Below are 17,977 nucleotides of genomic sequence, written 5' to 3' on the forward strand. Positions count from 1 at the left end.
GGATGCAGAAATGGTTTGAAGAGGCCAAGCTGGGAATATTCATCCACTATGGGATCTATGCTGTGGACGGAGTTTCGGAATCGTGGTCTTTCTATAATGGAAGAATTTCCTACGAAGAATACATGAAGCAGCTGGACGGTTTTACGGCATCGAAATTTAATGCGGAGAAGTGGGCGGACTTGATTGAGAAATCGGGAGCCCGATATGCCGTGCTGACAACGAAGCATCATGATGGTGTTGCGCTGTGGGATACGCAGCATAGTGACCTCAATGTCGTCAAACAGACACCAGCGAATCGGGACCTCGTGAGAGAATATGCGGAAGCAATTCGGGAGAAGGGAATTCATCTGGGGATGTATTTCTCGCTGATTGATTGGTCGCACCCGGATTATCCTAGCGTGTATGAAGGTGGCAAGGTCCCGGAGGATCTGAGCAGCGTCAATCGGCATTCAAGTCCTGTGGATGGTGTTCAGGATGAGGAGAAATGGAAGAAATTCCTTGAATTCAATAACAACCAACTGCAGGAGATCTTGACGAATTACGGAAAGGTAGATCTGCTGTGGTTCGATGGCGACTGGGAACGGAGTGCCGAGCAGTGGAATCTCCCGGAGTTCAAGCGTTACCTGCAATCCTTTAACCCGGATATCATCATCAACTCCCGCCTTCAAGGTTATGGAGACTATAAAACGCCGGAGCAAGGTATTCCAATCACAAGACCGGAGGGACCGTGGGAGTTCTGCACCACAATCAACACATCTTGGGGTTATGTGCCAACAGACGATAAATACAAGTCGTTAAATCAGATCATTCGGATGTTCTGTGACTGTATTTCGATGGGTGGCAACATGCTGCTGGATATCGGCCCGCGCGAGGATGGCAGCATCGATAAGAGGCAGGAGGATATTCTGCTTGGGCTGGGAGCGTGGATCCGAACGCATGAAGAGGCTGTATTCGGAACGGGTGAAGGCATTATGCCCCGCTATTATCTGGGGGGGAGCACCGTATCCGAGGACAGAAAGACGTTGTACCTGTTTGTTTATGATGAGCCAAAAGAGAATGTATGCATCAAGGGACTGTGCAATAAGATTAAGAAGATTACCGTGCTGCATTCGGGCAAAGAACTTAACCATGAGATCCATGGGGGCGTGCCTTGGTTCAATATCCCGGGGACAACGTGGATCAAAATGACCCCGGAGGACACACATGAGCAGGTGACGGTTCTTAAGCTCGAATTCGATGAGGAACTGGAAATGTACGGCGGTTCAGGAGCCGTTGTTACCCATAACTAACATTACGGGAGGGCATGCGCCGATAGATGCATGCCCTCTCTCATAAAGGGGAGAGAGCGATATGAACCAAAGTGGAGTACCTGAGCCAAGGATGGAGTATGCTCCCAAACATTATATATGCAAGCGTGCGAAGGAACCGCTGGTGCTGGACGGCCGCGTCGATAAGGCATTCTGGGGTACGGCCGATTGGACGGATGATTTCGTTGATATCGAAGGGGATCTTCGTCCGAAGCCCGGGAAACAGACACGGGTAAAAATGCTGTGGGATGACGAATATTTCTATTTTGCTGCCGAGCTGATTGAAGATCAGATATGGGCTACGTTAACCAAGCGCGATTCCGTTATTTTCTACGATAATGACTTTGAGATTTTCATCGATCCCGACGGGGACACCCACCAATATTATGAGTTCGAGATCAATGCGCTCAATACGGTATGGGATCTGTTATTGGTGAAGCCGTATCGGGATGGAGGACCTCCGGTCAACGGTTGGGATATCAGCGGTCTCAAGACGGCCGTACATATCGATGGGGAACTGAACGCACCTGACGCCGATAACCGGAAATGGAGCGTCGAGGTGGCGATTCCCTGGACCAGTCTAAAGGAATGTGCCGAAGGCAACCGTCCGCCTGAGCCGGGTGAGTTCTGGCGCGTCAACTTCTCGCGGGTGGAATGGCAGACCGAGGTGCAAGACGGTGAGTACCGCAAAGTGCTGAATCCGGAGACAGGCAAACCTTATCCGGAGGACAACTGGGTCTGGTCGCCCATGGGCATTATCAACATGCATTACCCCGAGCTGTGGGGCTATGTCGTATTTTCGAAAGATGAGACGTTTCAGTCTTTTGAGTTGCCAGAAGACGAACGAATCAAGTGGGAGCTTCGCAAGCTCTATTATCGTGAACGTAATTATTATGAAGCCCACGGGGAATTTACGCAGGATGTGAAGCTACTTATGGGTGATGAATTGTGGAGCTGTAAGCCTGTAATTGAAACGACTCGCAGCCTGTTTCAGATTACTGCGCCTTCCTCGGACGGCACGGCTGTAATCTGTATTCGGGAAGACGGAAAGCTATGGAAGGAGTGAGCCAGCAATGACCAGTCAAACCTTGGTATTTTCCCTGGATGCACAGTCATTGGAGCAGATCGAGCAAAAGTTCCAGGAGAAGGTACGTTTTGCAGAGGCCCGCAAGGAGAAACTGTTTCATGTATTTCAGCAGCAATTAACTGAAGAAGAGACATGGGCCTTGAAGTATGTATATGCCTATATGCCAGTGAATGACATGGCTGATTATGATGGTGAGCTGTTCCTCAGCCATGTGCGTCGGGCACTGGACATTCGCAAACGTGTGCCTTGGGGCGAGCGTGTACCGGATTATCTGTTTCTGCATTTTGTGCTACCTTATCGAATCAATACAGAGAATATTGAGGATTTCCGCGGCATTATATTTGATGAGTTGGCTGACCGGACGGCGAAGTTATCCATGGCGGATGCCATTCTGGAAACCAATTACTGGTGTCATGAGAAAGCGACTTATATTGGCAGCGATCTGCGAACGATATCACCGCTGACGATGATTCGGAATGCTCGTGGCCGTTGTGGAGAAGAGTCCACGCTGGCGGTAGCCGCTCTTCGCAGTATCGGCATACCTGCCCGTCAGGTCTATACGCCGCGCTGGGCTCACAGTGACAGCAATCATGCCTGGGTAGAAGCTTGGGCAGACGGCCAATGGTATTACATTGGGGCATGCGAGCCGGAAGCCGGATTGAATCAAGGGTGGTTCAGTCCGCCAGCTCGTAGGGCCATGCTGATCAATACGAGGATTTTTGCCGACTATCCGGGACCAGAGGATATAACCCTTAACGAGAAGGGATTTACGGAGATTAATTTGCTTGAAAACTATGCACCGACGCGAACCATCTGCGTGAAGGTGATAAATGAGCAGGGAGAACCCGTGCCTGGTGCGAGCCTCCGCTTCGAGCTGTACAACACGGCGGAATTTTATCCGATCGCCGAAATCAAGACCGATGTGCTAGGGGAGGCTGCCTTCAAGACAGGTTATGGCGATCTATTGATTCGTGCGGTTAGCGGAGGCAAATGGAGTGAAGTCCTATTCAAAGCTCAGGACAGCGAGCATGTTGAGCTAGTGTTGGACTCGTCAGAGCAGCCATCAGGGAGTGTGGATTTCGAGATGGTTCCTCCTCCGGAAGGAGAGGGGGAAGTCCTGAATTCGTTACCGGAAGAGAAAATCCGGGATCACAACCGCCGCCTGGAGGAAGGCACGAAGATTCGGAGTGGATATGAGGATACATTCCTGAGTGAGGAAGAGGCGTATGCATTGGCTCATTCGGCTGGACTTCCTCGGGAGCGTGTATGGGATATTCTCCAGAAGGCACGGGGTAACAGCCGCCAAATCGCAGCTTTCCTAGAGGAACGTTCCGGTGAATTTGGGGAGTGGCCACTACGGTTGCTGGAGTCGCTGAACGAAAAAGACTTGATCGATACTTTTCGTCAGACGCTGGACGATCATCTTATAGGTGCACTCTCGCAGCGAGGAGCATGCTCAGAAGAAACGTTCGTGGAGTACATCCTGTGCCCGCGGGTTTCCTATGAAATGGTGGTGCCTTATCGATCCGTGTTCCAGAATGCCTATTCGGAGGAAGAGGCAGCGGCGTTTAGGAAGGAGCCTTCGACACTTGCCCGGCAGCTGGAACAGAGTTATGCGTATTATGAGGATCTCCCTAACTTGAAAGGCAAGGGAAACCCAGTAGGCACTTACAGCCTGATGAAGGGAGATCCGCAGTCGCTGGATATTCTGTTTGTCGCTGTGTGCCGCAGTTTGGGCATTCCGGCCCGGTTGCATCCGAGCGAGCAGAAGCCGCAGTACTTAGGTAACGGAGGCTGGGAAAATGCGGTGTTCAGTCTCACCTCTTCTCGTAATCAGGAGGGAGCAAGCTGGGGAATGCTGCAACTCCTTAGGGATGAAGAGCGGCCGCAGGAAGCACCAACAGCATCCTATGGTGAGAACTTCTCGTTTGCCCGTTTGGAAGATGGCGTGTACAAAACGTTGATATATCCTTATGGCAGCACGGATGTCTATAGTCAGCCATATGAGGTTGAACCGGGAGCTTATCGCTTGACGACTGGCATCCGTTTGAAAGATGGAGCGGTCAGAGTGCGCTTCATTTACTTTACCGTGCGCGCCGGAGACACTACGGAGGTTGTATTAACTTATCGCGAGACGGTGGTAGATATCCCCGTCTTGGGCAAACTGGCACCAGGCAGTCTACTGACCCGTTTGGATGGTTCAGAGGTGGTACTGGAGGCTCTTCTGGGATCAGAGGGTGCCATTGCTGCCTGGATTGAACCAGAACGGGAACCAACCAAGCATCTGATTCGTGAGCTGGGCGAACTGGCTGAGCCGCTGGATAAGCTGGGTCTACCCGTCGTGCTGCTGATTGGAGATACGGAATGGAACGCCTCCTTTGACCCTGCGGGGTATTCGAAATTGCCTGTACGTACGATTTTTGTAAGGGATTCGAGCTATTCGTCCTTATCCGGGTTCATTCCAAATCCTGCAGCTCACGAAGCTGGCTATCCACATCTGTTCGTGCTGGATAGCCAGGATCAAATCCGTTATTCGGCTTCCGGGTACAAGATTGGTACCGGGAAGGAAGCCTTGCAGATTGCTGCGGCGATATCTCAATCATTGAATGGATCGGAGTGAAGAGGGTGCCAAACTATATTGCTGCAGGTTATGTCGTCGATTCAGTTCTTCCCGATATGAGGCATGAGGATTTGTTGAAGTTAACACATCTGAACATAGCCTTCGGTCATGTCAAGAATGATGAAATTACCACCGAGAATCTGAAAAACGGTGAAGTTATCCGGAACATTAAGCGGGAGCATCCGAATCTAACGGTGCTGCTCTCTGTTGGCGGATGGAGCGCTGGCGGTTTCTCTGAAGCCGCATCAACCCAAGTAGGAAGGGACAGCATGGCCGCATCGGCGGTTAGGGTGCTGGAGGAATACCCGTTTGACGGGATCGATCTGGATTGGGAGTATCCTTGTTACGGAGAAGCCGGCATCGCCTCGAGTCCTAATGATAAACGGAATTTCACCTTGCTTCTCAAGACAATCCGGGAGGCGCTGTCCGCCAAAGGCTCCCGGGATGGCCGTCATTATTTGCTCACGATCGCGGCAGGGGCTGACCAATACTACGTAGACGGTACAGAGATGGCTGAGGTGCAGAAGTACCTGGACTTTGTGCAGTTGATGACCTATGATATGCGCGGCGGTTTTCAGGTTCTGACCGGACATCATACGAATCTGTATACGCCAACCGGAGATCTGTTCAGGATTAGTACAGATGCTTCCGTGAACCTGTTCGTTCGCGCCGGCGTTCCGAAGGAGAAGATTGTGATCGGTTCCGCGTTCTATTCCCGGATCTGGACTGAGGTTCCGGACCGAAACCACGGTCTCCACCAAATGGCTGGCAGCACAGGCGGCTACGGTCCAGCATTTGCCGAGCTGGAAGCGAAGTACATCAACAAGAATGGTTACGTCCGTTATTGGGATGATGAAGCGTGTGCACCGTTCCTGTTTAACGGGTCCAGCCTAATTTCTTATGATGATGAAGAATCAATTCAGTGCAAATGCGATTACGTGAAGGACCAAGGCCTGGCCGGGATCATGTTCTGGGAATATGGCTGTGACCCTACCCACCGTCTGCTGGGTGCAATGCATCAAGGGCTTCAAGGTATTTCGGCTGCAAAATAGAAAAAGCTCGGTGCACGAGGTCGTTCGGAACACTCGAAAAGTAAACTTGAAAATACGAAAACCTCCCCTTAACCATATGGTAAAGGGGAGGTTTCTATTTAATCGGTGAATCCTTTATCCGAGACATTCCTCTTCGTCATCATCCGGGGAATCGGCGGAGCCGTTGGGGCGGTGCATTTTGCGGTACTGTCCGGGCGTGTAACCCGTCTCTTTTTTGAATTTGCGGATGAAGTTCGGTGTATCCAGATAACCGACGCGCATGATGATATCTTTTAACGGATCGGTTGTATGCAGCAGTAGCCGGATGACCTCATCCATCCGTTTCTGCCAAATGTATTGGGTGAAGTTCATACCAATCTTCTCTTTAAATGAACGGCTGAAATACGATGAAGAGATCGTAAATTTAGATGAGATCGTACCCAGGCTGAGATCGTAATCCGAGAAATTGGCATCGATATAAGCAACGATTTCATCCATTAACGAGCTTTCTTCGGTCTCACTCTTCGCCTCAACATGGGCGCAGATTTCGGCAGCAAGGCCTGTCAGTTTTTTCTCCAAATCCTCCAACGAGTCATAGGAAGTAATCCGTGGAAGCTGATTAACCACGTGATGAATGCCGAGCTCCGAGGCAGTTTTCAGCATCGTATTCAGAATATCGAAGCAGATGCAACGCAACAGTGGTACGGATGGCATTTCGGATTTCAGGTTATTCAACGCGGTTGATACCATCTGAACGGCCACATCGAAACTGCCCTGTTTCAAGCTCTGAACCAGCTTCAGCAGCACATCCTTAGGTACCCAGAAGGAAGAATCCTGTGCACCGGAACCGGAAAGGGCGTTGAAGAAGGTGCTGCTGCCTTGTCCGTGCAGCATGGATGCTTCGAGCGCGGTTGATGCCTCGATGTAGGATTGGTTCAGCTGCAATGGAGAGCTGTAGCTGTTGCCGATCCCGATGGCGGGAGCGACTCCGACGTGCTCTGTCACCAGCGATTGCAGTGATTCAACAATAGACTCCATACGAGCAGCCGAGCTAGAATCATGCCCGATTTCGACATCAAATCCGACGATGAGGGCCACTTGGTCTGGCTGTGGAAGCTCCACACCATAAGCAAAAGCAGTCAACTCCGGCAGTTCCATATCGTTTATCATCTGCATGACAGTACGCTGTTCAGGGTTATCTCCGATGGGAAAAGCGTGCATTTCCCAGCCCAAGGTCATGACAAAATAATGGGATCGGTTAAAGCGTATGCCGAGATTGTCCGTAAACTCAGAAGGGAGTTCTCCGGTATGACCATGCTTGAGTAGCATGAGCAAAATATGATTGCGAGCATATGGTTCCTGAAGGTCCACGCGCTGGCTATAATCATGCAGCGTTTTCTTGATCCATTCCAGCTCGTTGCTGGATGTGGAAGGTTCAGGGTTATTCTTTAATCGAATGAACTCCATCAAGTCTGAAATCGGATGGTATTGTCTTCGGGCCAGCATAATGGCGAGGAAAGTGCCCATCACCACCACGAAGGAGAAAACCAGAACAATAAAAGTACGAATATGGACGATACGGCTGAAAAATTGATTGCTTGGCATAGCGGTTACATAAGTCCAGCCAGCATCTGATTTGACGGATACAACCGAATGTGGTTCTTGATTTAAGGAGAGGCTGTGCGTTCCCGGCTCAAGTGCAAACAGAGATTTGACTTCCTGTTCGGTAATAGTTTCCCCTTTATAGTTGGCGGCCAGCACCTGCCCATAATTATCGAAAATATAAGTCATCCCATGGTAGTCGCTGAGAATGGAATCAATCAATCCGGTCAGATTGGACTCGTGAATCAGGTACATGACAGTGCCGTGGGCGGGCGTATTGTTAGGCGCAATCGGTACAAGGTAGGCCAGCATGGAATTGGGTATTTTGGTTCCTTGAACGACTTGCTCGGCCGGTCGTATCGTGGGAAACTGAACGTTATTCAAATCCCGAATCATGTCCGTTTCGTTCCATGTATTAAATTTGTAGCGACCAGTGAATACATCTAGGTTCTCAGAGCCCTGAGACGAATAGATGCTATCATCTCCGCGGAAGAACAGGAATAGTTCATCGATAATGGAACTGGTCGCTTTGTATTTGACCAAGGCACTAATCGATTCTCGGCTATAATAAGGATGGTGGGTCCAATACCGGGTTAGCTGCTCATCGTAGGCGATGCGAAATGCGATGTCCTGCAATTCCTTCATCCGGTCATCAATGACCGTTTTTGCTTGGGTCAACTGATTGACATTGGTCTGTTCGATCTCTGAACGGAGCGTATCCACAGCATTGTGATAAATAATAATAGTTAATATAACAAGAGGTATAAGGAAAATGGAGATGTAGGATAGTGTGTACTTAAGCAGAAGCTTGGACTTGAAGTGATTCCATTTCATATCTGCAACCTCCCGTTTTTCTTTAGTGCTGCAGCGATAGCGCTCTCATGAAAACAGTAAAGCTATTGCTATGATGTCGAGCTCTTGATGTTCCTACTAAAAATACTAGGAGAACTTCTCTAATAAATCAATGGATCTTTCTAAATTTCAGAGGAAATATGCATAAAGTCTTATGTGAAAATAGATGTAATGAAGCATTTACACATCAAGGCATAAGACTTGTCACTTGAGTTTTACAGAAAAAATCAATAAGACTAAATCATGTTAATGATCTTAGGGCTGTGGATAACACTTCACTATGGTACGATAACAAAAGAAGGAGGGGGAACTTATGCGCGAAACCTGTGTTCCGACTGGCGTGGCACTAAAAGATACCGGCTTTGGACATACGCTGTCCCTGGTCAATGGTAAATATAAAATGGTTATTCTGTATTGGTTGGCTGAAAACAAGGTGATGCGACATAATGAGCTGAAGCGAAGTATCGGTACCATTTCCTTTAAGACCTTGAGCGTTATGCTGAAAGAGCTGGAGGAGGATGGTTTGGTGATACGTCAAGAATATCCCCAGATCCCGCCTAAAGTTGAATATTCATTATCCGAACGGGGCCAATCATTGATGCCGCTGTTAAATATGATGTGTAATTGGGGAGAAGCCAATATGGCTGCCCTGGAGCATGTAAAGTGATAGTAAGGCGGAATTATAAAAAAACAGGGTCTCCTGATTAGGGGGTCCTGTTTTGCATTGCAATAAAAAAATATAACTGTATTTTCAACGCATTTTAATAATCCAGAAGGCGTCCGTGGTCATGCCATTGACCGTACATTTTGTTTTCCTTTGTGTTTGTTATGAATTTATCCAGCCTGCTCTTGAATAACTCCGGTTGAGTTTTAACGCTTTGGATCGTGTCGATCCGAATCTTCTGATAAAGAGCAGGAAATGACAGAAAATTCGTATAAACCTGTTTGTCCTCTTGAAGCCTTTGCTCGATAACATCATCTATTTTGAAAGCCTCATGATCCATATCAGGGAGCATCATTCTTCCTGCGTCGCTCATGAAACCCAACTTCTCAAGACGGCGAACACGCTCTTTATTCAATTCAGTCCATGAACTTCGTTTGCTTCTGGGAGACAATCTCTGCGCAAGCTGATTTTCGGATGTTTTTTTCTTAACCCCATCGATCCAGCCAAAACATAATGATTCTTCAACCACGTCCAAATATAACAGTGTGTTTTTTGTTTGTTTCATGCTAACGACTACCCAACAGGATTTCTGAGTCTTTCCATGCTCCTGCAACCACATTCTCAAATCTTCTCTTGAACTTACAGTAATTAAATTTTCATGTTCCATTGATGAAATATCATTCATTCGCTTTATACCTTTGTTCAGGATGGTTCATTTGTATCTTCTCCTTTGGAATGAATTGTTTATAAAATGATTATAAAAAAAGAAGTATGACAACAGACTGTCATACTTCCTCAAATATAATCCCCACTTGTTAATCGATTTCGTAACACAGGTGATTATTATTACATATTTTCAATAAAATTCAAATATCCTTGTACACTTTGTTCCAATTCACTTGCTGCAGGCTCGTGTTCTGCCCCATAAAAGGCAAAGAATGATCGATAATCCGCATCGCAGTAACGCATGGTCGTCTCAAAAGGAGATAACAGTTGTCCAAGGGTATAGCCATATCCCTCATCCGTGTAATCCGCCTCTTTGATTCCGGCAGATACGGCCAAAGCGACTTTGCGTTGCTGTAATTTATCTCCCTTGGAGCCATAAGCCCAGCCATAAGTGAAAACTTCATCCAGCCATTGTTTAAGAAGAGGTGGGCTGCTAAACCAATAGAACGGAAATTGCAGGACAAGGCGATCATGGGATTCAATGAGTTGCTGTTCTTGCTGCACATTAATATGTCCATCGGGGTAAACATTATAAAGTTCATGTACCGTATATTTTTCCGGATATTGTTGGAGTTCTTCGGTCCACCTTTTGTTGACAACCGACGTTTCTATATTAGGATGTGCTACGATGATAAGTGTTTTCAAAATGAATTCTTCCTCCTTAAGCTCTAATATTTCTTGAGTATAAAGGGAGTGCTGCCAAGATGTAAGTATGCACTTTTAGTACAGGTACTTACCTCAAGGTAAGTACTCCATGAAGAATGTGCAGAAATTGATAAAGCCGCCAAGTGTAACAATTGGCGGCTAATGGTTGTTTTCTTATAGTATGACTTGACTGAAGGAGGAGGCTATTCCTCTTGCACATTATAGAGTACACGCGCAAGCAGGTTTTGCCCGTAATTGCCGAAGTTTTTGCCAAAGATCGTTAATCCCCGTTTGTTCACTGGTCCGTCAGTTACAGCAATCCGAAAGTGGATATCGCTTTTGTAATCCAGGCCGATCTCGTTCAGGGTAACATCTGAGATGCGGCAACCGTCGATATAGCTACCTTCCTGAGTGATGCGAATCAGCTTCAGCATCCCGTATTGATTCAGATGCGGTGGCCACCAGTCTGGATTGAATGTACCGCGTGTATTGCCGAAATCGCCTGGACTTGTCCAGCATCCAATCTCAATTCCATTGACGTAGAAATAAATATCCGAAGGGTAGTTATCACAATAACCCGGTGCTTCTGAGCCCAACTCCATGGATAGCTGGATCTCGCTGAACGTCTGGTTAGGCTTGAGATAGTTGGGAATCCGGTATTCCAGATAACCCTCAGCCAGCCAAATCATCTCCGCATCAATTCGCAATGGGTCCGCAAAATAACGCGGATCATCAAATTCCCCAACAATGCTGTCCCGGGTGGCGAGTCCGCAAGTGGGAGCTGCTTGATAATCACTGTAGTGTCCTACCTGAATTTCAACTTCATAACGATTGCTGATCTCCTGGGAGCGCAAATCAACCATCAGTTTTTCCTCATTCAGATAACAAATCTTCTGTATCCCGTGTTTGCCGACTGCGGTGTTAATCTCAATCAGGCCGCTTTCTTCCAATTTCTTAATATGCATTGTAATGGCGCCATTGCTGAGCCCCAGTTTGGTCGCGAGATCATTGAGGTTAAGACTCTGGTTCTTGGCAAGCAGCTCAATGATCTGGATTCGAATTTCCGAACTGAGTGCCTTGAAAATATTAACGCCAGACATCAGATCTTTAATATAAATCATAGGTGGGTTTCCTTTCCACGTTCTGAACAAAGCCCTTCTGATCCAGGCTTCTGCACATTTATATGGTTTGTTTTAGATAATTATAAATGATTCGTTGAAGGAAGGGAAGGGCAGAGAAAAGGATGTCAAATCCCTTATATACATAGCATAAATGAGTGTGTTATTCATAAATTGTTGAATATTTACTTTAAAAAATAACTTGAATCATTTCATATATATTTGAAATATACCATTGAAATGTAATGTAACCGCTTTTATAATCCTAGTATACCTAAATTGATTTAATACTTCATGAACCAAATTAACTATTTGATCAGGAGAGGTGGAATTCGATTTGGAAAAGTTTAATGGATTGACAGGATTCAGGAAGAAACGTTGGGCGTTACCTGCACTGCTTGTACTTGTTTTGCTATTGGCGGGTCAGTCTCGGGCATTTGCGGCATTCTGGAATCTGAACGGAGATATTGCCGTCCACGATCCATCCATCATCAAAGAGGGAAGCTCATGGTATACCTTCTCAACCGGTGCGGGCATTCAGGTACTGAAATCGGATAACGGATCTTCCTGGTACCGGGTTCCGCAAATCTTCCTAAGCAAGCCATCTTGGTGGGCTTCTGCCGTTCCGGGTCAGAGCGGCCTGGATGTATGGGCACCAGACGTTGAGCAGTACAACGGCAAAGTGTGGCTGTATTATTCCATCTCTACCTTTGGCTCCAACAGATCGGCGATCGGGCTTGCGTCTGCAACCAGCATTGGAGCAGGTCAGTGGAAGGATGAGGGGTTAGTGCTTCAAACCACAACCGCCAATGATTATAACGCTATTGATCCGAATCTGGTCATCGATGCCTCAGGCAACCCGTGGCTCGCTTTCGGTTCTTTCTGGAGCGGTCTGAAGATTGTGAAACTTGACAAAACGACGATGAAACCTACCGGAAGCATATCCTCTATTGCGGCACGTCCGAATAATGGAGGGGCCATCGAAGCACCGAGTATTGTGTACCGGAATGGTTATTATTACTTGTTTGCCTCCATTGATTCTTGCTGCCAGGGCGTGAACAGCACGTACAAAATGGTCTATGGTCGTTCAACGAGTATTACAGGTCCGTATGTGGATAAAAACGGTGTGAACATGTTGAATGGCGGCGGAACCCTGTTGGATTCAGGGAATGTCAAGTGGAAAGGACCCGGAGGCCAGGATGTGTATAACGGTAACGTCATTGCACGCCATGCCTATGATGCTGACGATAACGGCAATCCAAAATTGTTAATCAACGACTTGCTGTGGGATTCCAACGGATGGCCAACGTATTAGTTTATTTTAAATAAACATAAAATGTTTTAATAAAGTATTGACTAAAGTGATCTGGATTTGATAAATTTAACAACAGAAATCTTATTTCAGCTAATTGAATACGTTTACAATTCCAGATCAGGAGGGGTTCAGATGGTAAAGAAAAAGAGGTTAGTTACGATAATGCTTCTTATGTTTGTGAGTGCAATTGTGTTTGCAGGCTGTGGTGGCAGCAGCGGTTCAAGCGGGGACAAGGAACTGACGTTTATGTTCCGGGGTGGCACGGATGAACAGAAGGCTTATCAAGCAGTTGTTAAAAAGTATGAAGAAGAGCATCCCGGTGTCAAAGTCAAAATTATCGTAACTGCTGCGGATCAATACGCGACAAAATTGAGAGCTGCCATCACAGGCAACAGCTTGCCAGACGTATTCTATTTTAACCCTGGCGATGTGAAAGCCTACGTGAACAGCAATGTGTTGATGAATCTTACACCTTACGTTGAAAACAATGCGGACGTAGATCTGGACAACATCTGGAAATATGGTGTGGACCTGTACCGCTATGATGGCAAAATGGCAGGTCAGGGTGATATCTACGGCATGCCGAAAGATCTGGGTCCGTTTGCACTCGGATATAACAAGACGTTATTTGAAAAAGAAGGCATCCCATTCCCTGATAAGGACAAACCTTATACCTGGGAAGAATTCATCAAAGTCAACCAGCAAGCGACCAAGGATACGAATGGCGACGGCAAACCGGACGTATTCGGTACAGGCTTTAACGTACAGTGGGCCTTGCAATCCTTTGTCTGGAGCAATGGTGCAGACTGGCTGGATGCAAGCAAAACAAAAGTGACGATTGATGATCCGAAGTTTGCTGAAGCATTACAATTCTTTGCCGACATGCAAAACAAATATAAAATCACGCCTTCCATTGAGGAAGCGCAAACATTGGATACGTACCAACGCTGGATGAAAGGGGAAATGGCATTCTTCCCTGTAGGTCCATGGGATATGAGTACCTTCGAGAAACTGCCTTTCGATTATGATTTGCTTCCTTTCCCTGCGGGCTCTACTGGAAAATCCGCAACGTGGATCGGTTCCCTCGGTATTGGTGTATCTGCTAAAACGAAATACCCGGAAGAAGCCGCAGCATTGGTGAATTACCTAACAGCTTCCAAAGAAGGTATGCAGCAGTTGGTGGATGCTAAAGTACAAATTCCGAACCTGCTCGATATGGCTGACGAATGGGCCAAAGATACATCAACGAAACCAGCCAACAAACAGGAATTCATTGATATCGTAGAAGACTACGGCCGTGCGCTGCCAGGTAACTACACGTACAATGCGGAATGGTATGACCTGTTCTTCACCGACATTCAGCCGGTATTGGACGGTAAGATTACAGCCGCAGACTACGTGAAGCAGCAGCAGCCAAAAATGCAGAAATTGCTGGACAAAGCGGTAGAGCAAGAGAAGAAATCACAGAAATAATAGATAGGAAAAGGCGATGCCAGCGGCCTGCTATCATGCTGCTGGCATCGTTATTATTGGATGATTCCATACGGGTATGTGGCATCAGTTGATCGAATAGTTCCAATCGAATGATGCCACATGCTGATACTAGAAACAGGGGTGAATGCCGTGGTTACAAAATCGAGATTGTATCGCAAAGAGATGCTGTACGGTTACTTGTTCATTTTGCCTCCGGTTCTTGGGCTGCTGATCTTTGTCATGTTCCCTTTTCTCTACTCCCTATATGGTTCGTTTACAGACTGGGATGGACTGGGGCAGATGAATTTTATCGGTTTGGCCAACTTCAAGGACCTGCTGACCGATGACCTATTTTACAAAGCGATGTTTAATACATTCTATCTCATGCTTGGCATTCCGATCGGTCTCTTGCTGGCGCTGTTGCTGGCGATGGGGCTAAATCGTAAAATTCCGGGCACAACAACATTCCGTGTGATCTATTATATTCCGGTTATTTCCTCCCTGGCTGCGGTCTCCATCATGTGGAACTGGGCGTACAACGGAGATTACGGTTTGGTGAACCAATTCCTTGATCTATTCGGGATTGAAGGACCCAACTGGCTCGCCAATAAAGAAACGGTGAAACCTGCCCTGATTATTATGGCCGTATGGAAGGGGCTCGGTTACACGATGCTACTCTATCTGGCCGCCTTGCAAAGCGTTTCGCGTACATATTATGAAGCGGCTGAGCTCGATGGAGCGAATGGGTTCCAAATATTCCGCAATATCACCTGGCCGATGGTGAAGCCTGTTACGTTTTTCCTTGTCGTCACAAACATTATTGGCGGTTCGCAGATTTTTACCGAGATGAACATTATGACGCCTACTGGCGGTCCTGAATACTCATCGGCCTCCATTGTCTTTTATATCTGGCAAAAGGCCTTTAGCAACCTGCAAATGGGTTATGCGTCAGCCATGGCAATGATTCTCGGCGTATTCATTTTTGTCATTACGCTCGTGCAATTCAAAATGAATGAAAAATCAGCCTTTGATGGGGATTGAGGACAAGGAAAGGAGTGAACGGATATGTCTTATAGTCAAAAGAGAAAACTGACCAACTCGATCATCTTCATTGTTCTGGCGATTGGGGCCATTGCCATGATTGCACCGCTGATCTGGATGTTATCCACTTCGGTGAAGGAAAAGCAGGATGTATTTGCCCTGCCTCCCGTATGGATTCCAGAGATCATTCAGTTCGGCAAATATAAAGAAATCTGGGAAGCGGGTCCGCTGCTCAGCGGGATCAAAAACAGTTTGATTGTTGCACTGAGTGTGACGATTGTCGGGACGTTTACGTCCAGTATCGCCGCCTTTGCTTTTGCCAAATTGAGATTCCCTCATAAAAACAAATTGTTTCTTGCTCTGCTCGCATCGATGATGATTCCGTATCCGACAGTCATGATTCCACAATTCATCATGTTCTCGAAGCTCGGCTGGGTGGATACGTTGTTACCACTCATCGTTCCGGGATTGTTCGGCAATGTGGTCATGATCTTTTTCCTTCGTCAATATCTGCTCAGTGTGCCTGATGCGATTATTGAGGCAGCCAAAATTGATGGCAGTTCCTATTTCCGATTGTACTCCAGCATTACGTTCCCACTCATTAAGCCTGCGATTGCTGCGCAGTTGATTCTATGGTTTATGGGCATCTGGAACGATTATCTGGCGCCGATTATTTATTTGAATTCACCTGAGAAACAAACCTTGCAGCTGGTTATTGCCAACTTCAATGCCACCTATGCAATCCAAACGGATTATCCGCTCATCATGGCGGCATCCATCGTTGCGTTGCTTCCGGTATTGATCATCTTCCTGATCTTCCAGAAACAGATTATTGAATCGGTAGCGATCTCTGGAGTGAAAGGATGAATCAGCGGAGAACATTCCGCGGGTGGACGAATTCAGGTAAAGGAGTTGTTGCTTTCATGTTGCTGCTGCTGTTAGTCGGAGCTACAGGCTGTTCTGGAGATGGGGCAGGGGAAACGGTATCCCGTCTGGTCTTTCCTGAAGCACCCCAAGATACTCAATTGTACGACACCTCCATTCTGGACGACGAATCCCGTTGGACGGTGAACAATGCACATGATCCGGCCATTATCAAAACCGATCAGGGATATTATGTCTATTCGACCGACGTTCGGGTAGCGGGAGAAGCGAAACCCGGCGTCATGGCACGCAAATCGGATGATCTAATCAACTGGACATGGGTAGGTCAAGCGTTGCCAGGTATTCCGAAGGAAGCGCTCGATTGGACTGGAGCGGTAAATCTGTGGGCACCGGATGTAATTCAGGTTGGCGACACCTACCGTATGTATTATTCGGCTTCGACCTTTGGCAGTACGCGTTCGGCCATTGGTTTGCAGACCTCTTCGTCCCCAGAAGGACCGTGGACAGATGAAGGGTTGGTTGTTAAAACATCCGAGAACGAAAAGGATAAGTTGAATGCGATTGATGCCAATCCGGTAGTGGATGCCGAAGGCAATTCATGGATGGTTTACGGTTCTTTTTTCGACGGAATATACATTGCACCTCTAGATCCGGAAACCGGAAAATTCAAGGGGGAGGGCTATGGAACCCGCATTGCCGCCCGTGATCGTGCCACAGAAGAAGGTGCGGCGGAGGGTCCGTATATCGTGTATAACCCGGAGTTCAAAAAGTATTATCTATTCGTCTCCTATGATTCCTTGTTCGAAGATTATAACGTGCGTGTAGCCCGTGCTGATTCAATTACAGGCCCCTACACGGATGTAAATGGCATGAACATGCTGGATACGGAGCATCTGCCTCAATATGAAGTGGGAACCAAAATTCTGGGTGGTTACCATTTCACCGAAGGTGAGGGTTGGGTTGCACCTGGACATAACTCGGTCCTTAAGGATGGCGACGATTATTATATTGTGCATCATGCGAGAGGCGAGACAGATAAAAACTGGCCCTATCTGCATGTCCGCAAAATGCTGTGGACCAAAGACGGCTGGCCTGTGGTTTCGCCTGAACGATATGCAGGCGAAACCACTCAGGATATTCCGAAGTCAATGATTGCCGGGGAGTGGGAAGGCTTGGCCCTTGATCCATCGGTGGACGGACAGGTGCAGGCAGTGCCTTACACTTTGCAAGCCAACGGCAAAATGAAAAGCGAAAACGGTTCAGGTAATTGGACGTTTGACGGTAAACAAACACTGACGTTGGAGTGGAAAGAAAGCCCGTGGGGCGGATCTTCCACAGAGGAGTTGAAGCTGCTGCCGTCCTGGGACTGGGAGCGAAGCCAACCAGCACTGGTGGTTACTGGCCTGAACGACCGCGGCATTGCGGTGTGGGGCAAGCAGCTCAAAGCGGCGGAGGAATAGAGAGCCATAATTATGACTCGGAGTTAAGCCAGCCATGCATTTAGTGGGGAGAGTCGACCGGATGAAGAGGCCGACCCCACATATACCGAGCCACAACCATGGCTTGGAGTTAGATTTGTTTCAGCGGCGAGCGCGGGAAAGAGCGAAGCTG

14 protein-coding genes are annotated in these 17,977 nt (G+C 47.5%); 10 read left to right on the plus strand and 4 right to left on the minus strand.

What is annotated here, in order from left to right; translation table 11 throughout:
* Positions 1-2: 2 nt before the first annotated feature.
* The 4 genes from AMS66_RS25070 to AMS66_RS25085 all read left to right on the plus strand — a co-directional run bounded on the left by AMS66_RS25070 (position 3) and on the right by AMS66_RS25085 (position 6,066).
* Positions 3-1,289: an alpha-L-fucosidase gene (locus AMS66_RS25070; protein WP_053783377.1), complete on the plus strand. Its 1,287-nt coding sequence runs from the start codon at positions 3-5 to the stop codon at positions 1,287-1,289.
* Positions 1,290-1,350: 61 nt separating this feature from the next.
* The gene (locus tag AMS66_RS25075; RefSeq protein WP_053783378.1) at positions 1,351-2,373 is read left to right on the plus strand and encodes a carbohydrate-binding family 9-like protein; all 1,023 of its coding nucleotides are present in this window, start codon (positions 1,351-1,353) and stop codon (positions 2,371-2,373) included.
* A 7-nt stretch (positions 2,374-2,380) separates the two neighbouring features.
* Positions 2,381-5,014: a transglutaminase domain-containing protein gene (locus AMS66_RS25080; RefSeq protein ID WP_053783379.1), complete on the plus strand. Its 2,634-nt coding sequence runs from the start codon at positions 2,381-2,383 to the stop codon at positions 5,012-5,014.
* Between the two features lie 5 nt (positions 5,015-5,019).
* Positions 5,020-6,066 (plus strand): glycoside hydrolase family 18 protein, encoded by a 1,047-nt coding sequence (locus AMS66_RS25085; protein ID WP_144424606.1) that lies wholly within the window; start codon positions 5,020-5,022, stop codon positions 6,064-6,066.
* 114 nt (positions 6,067-6,180) lie between these two features.
* On the opposite strand, the gene AMS66_RS25090 is transcribed toward AMS66_RS25085, so the two are convergent.
* Positions 6,181-8,481: a helix-turn-helix domain-containing protein gene (locus tag AMS66_RS25090; RefSeq protein WP_053783380.1), complete on the minus strand. Its 2,301-nt coding sequence runs from the start codon at positions 8,479-8,481 to the stop codon at positions 6,181-6,183.
* Positions 8,482-8,812: 331 nt separating this feature from the next.
* Between AMS66_RS25090 and AMS66_RS25095 the strand changes: the two genes are divergently transcribed.
* Entirely contained in the window at positions 8,813-9,166 is a 354-nt protein-coding gene (locus tag AMS66_RS25095; protein WP_053783381.1) for a winged helix-turn-helix transcriptional regulator, read from the plus strand.
* A gap of 94 nt (positions 9,167-9,260) precedes the next feature.
* On the opposite strand, the gene AMS66_RS25100 is transcribed toward AMS66_RS25095, so the two are convergent.
* From AMS66_RS25100 to AMS66_RS25110, 3 genes are all read right to left on the minus strand, one after another.
* On the minus strand, positions 9,261-9,830 hold the full coding sequence (locus AMS66_RS25100; RefSeq protein ID WP_053783508.1) for a YdeI/OmpD-associated family protein: 570 nt from the start codon (positions 9,828-9,830) through the stop codon (positions 9,261-9,263).
* 179 nt (positions 9,831-10,009) lie between these two features.
* Entirely contained in the window at positions 10,010-10,534 is a 525-nt protein-coding gene (locus AMS66_RS25105; protein ID WP_082350896.1) for an NAD(P)H-dependent oxidoreductase, read from the minus strand.
* A 203-nt stretch (positions 10,535-10,737) separates the two neighbouring features.
* Positions 10,738-11,655: an ArsR/SmtB family transcription factor gene (locus tag AMS66_RS25110; RefSeq protein WP_053783383.1), complete on the minus strand. Its 918-nt coding sequence runs from the start codon at positions 11,653-11,655 to the stop codon at positions 10,738-10,740.
* Between the two features lie 334 nt (positions 11,656-11,989).
* Here AMS66_RS25110 and AMS66_RS25115 point away from each other — a divergent pair, with 334 nt between their 5' ends.
* From AMS66_RS25115 to AMS66_RS25135, 5 genes are all read left to right on the plus strand, one after another.
* Positions 11,990-12,967 carry a glycoside hydrolase family 43 protein gene (locus tag AMS66_RS25115; protein WP_144424607.1) on the plus strand — a complete coding sequence of 326 codons (978 nt, stop codon included), beginning with the start codon at positions 11,990-11,992 and terminating at the stop codon, positions 12,965-12,967.
* 132 nt (positions 12,968-13,099) lie between these two features.
* Complete coding sequence (locus tag AMS66_RS25120; protein ID WP_053783384.1) at positions 13,100-14,440, plus strand: ABC transporter substrate-binding protein; 1,341 nt, start codon at positions 13,100-13,102, stop codon at positions 14,438-14,440.
* Positions 14,441-14,590: 150 nt separating this feature from the next.
* Positions 14,591-15,481 carry a carbohydrate ABC transporter permease gene (locus AMS66_RS25125; protein ID WP_053783385.1) on the plus strand — a complete coding sequence of 297 codons (891 nt, stop codon included), beginning with the start codon at positions 14,591-14,593 and terminating at the stop codon, positions 15,479-15,481.
* 24 nt (positions 15,482-15,505) lie between these two features.
* Positions 15,506-16,348, plus strand: coding sequence for a carbohydrate ABC transporter permease (locus AMS66_RS25130; protein WP_024632439.1), 843 nt, complete (start codon positions 15,506-15,508; stop codon positions 16,346-16,348).
* A 56-nt stretch (positions 16,349-16,404) separates the two neighbouring features.
* Positions 16,405-17,826, plus strand: coding sequence for an arabinan endo-1,5-alpha-L-arabinosidase (locus AMS66_RS25135; protein ID WP_053783510.1), 1,422 nt, complete (start codon positions 16,405-16,407; stop codon positions 17,824-17,826).
* The last annotated feature ends 151 nt before the right edge of the window (positions 17,827-17,977 follow it).

The organism is Paenibacillus xylanivorans (genome assembly GCF_001280595.1).
GTDB classification, from domain to species: Bacteria; Bacillota; Bacilli; order Paenibacillales; family Paenibacillaceae; genus Paenibacillus; species Paenibacillus xylanivorans.

Bases quoted from the DNA above. Each gene is read 5' to 3' on its own strand.
- AMS66_RS25070 (WP_053783377.1), top strand. From the start codon at position 3: ATGCAGAAATGGTTTGAAGAGGCCAAGCTGGGAATATTCATCCACTAT.
- AMS66_RS25075 (WP_053783378.1), top strand. From the start codon at position 1,351: ATGAACCAAAGTGGAGTACCTGAGCCAAGGATGGAGTATGCTCCCAAA.
- AMS66_RS25080 (WP_053783379.1), top strand. From the start codon at position 2,381: ATGACCAGTCAAACCTTGGTATTTTCCCTGGATGCACAGTCATTGGAG.
- AMS66_RS25090 (WP_053783380.1), bottom strand. From the start codon at position 8,481: ATGAAATGGAATCACTTCAAGTCCAAGCTTCTGCTTAAGTACACACTA.
- AMS66_RS25095 (WP_053783381.1), top strand. From the start codon at position 8,813: ATGCGCGAAACCTGTGTTCCGACTGGCGTGGCACTAAAAGATACCGGC.
- AMS66_RS25100 (WP_053783508.1), bottom strand. From the start codon at position 9,830: ATGGAACATGAAAATTTAATTACTGTAAGTTCAAGAGAAGATTTGAGA.
- AMS66_RS25110 (WP_053783383.1), bottom strand. From the start codon at position 11,655: ATGATTTATATTAAAGATCTGATGTCTGGCGTTAATATTTTCAAGGCA.
- AMS66_RS25120 (WP_053783384.1), top strand. From the start codon at position 13,100: ATGGTAAAGAAAAAGAGGTTAGTTACGATAATGCTTCTTATGTTTGTG.
- AMS66_RS25130 (WP_024632439.1), top strand. From the start codon at position 15,506: ATGTCTTATAGTCAAAAGAGAAAACTGACCAACTCGATCATCTTCATT.
- AMS66_RS25135 (WP_053783510.1), top strand. From the start codon at position 16,405: ATGTTGCTGCTGCTGTTAGTCGGAGCTACAGGCTGTTCTGGAGATGGG.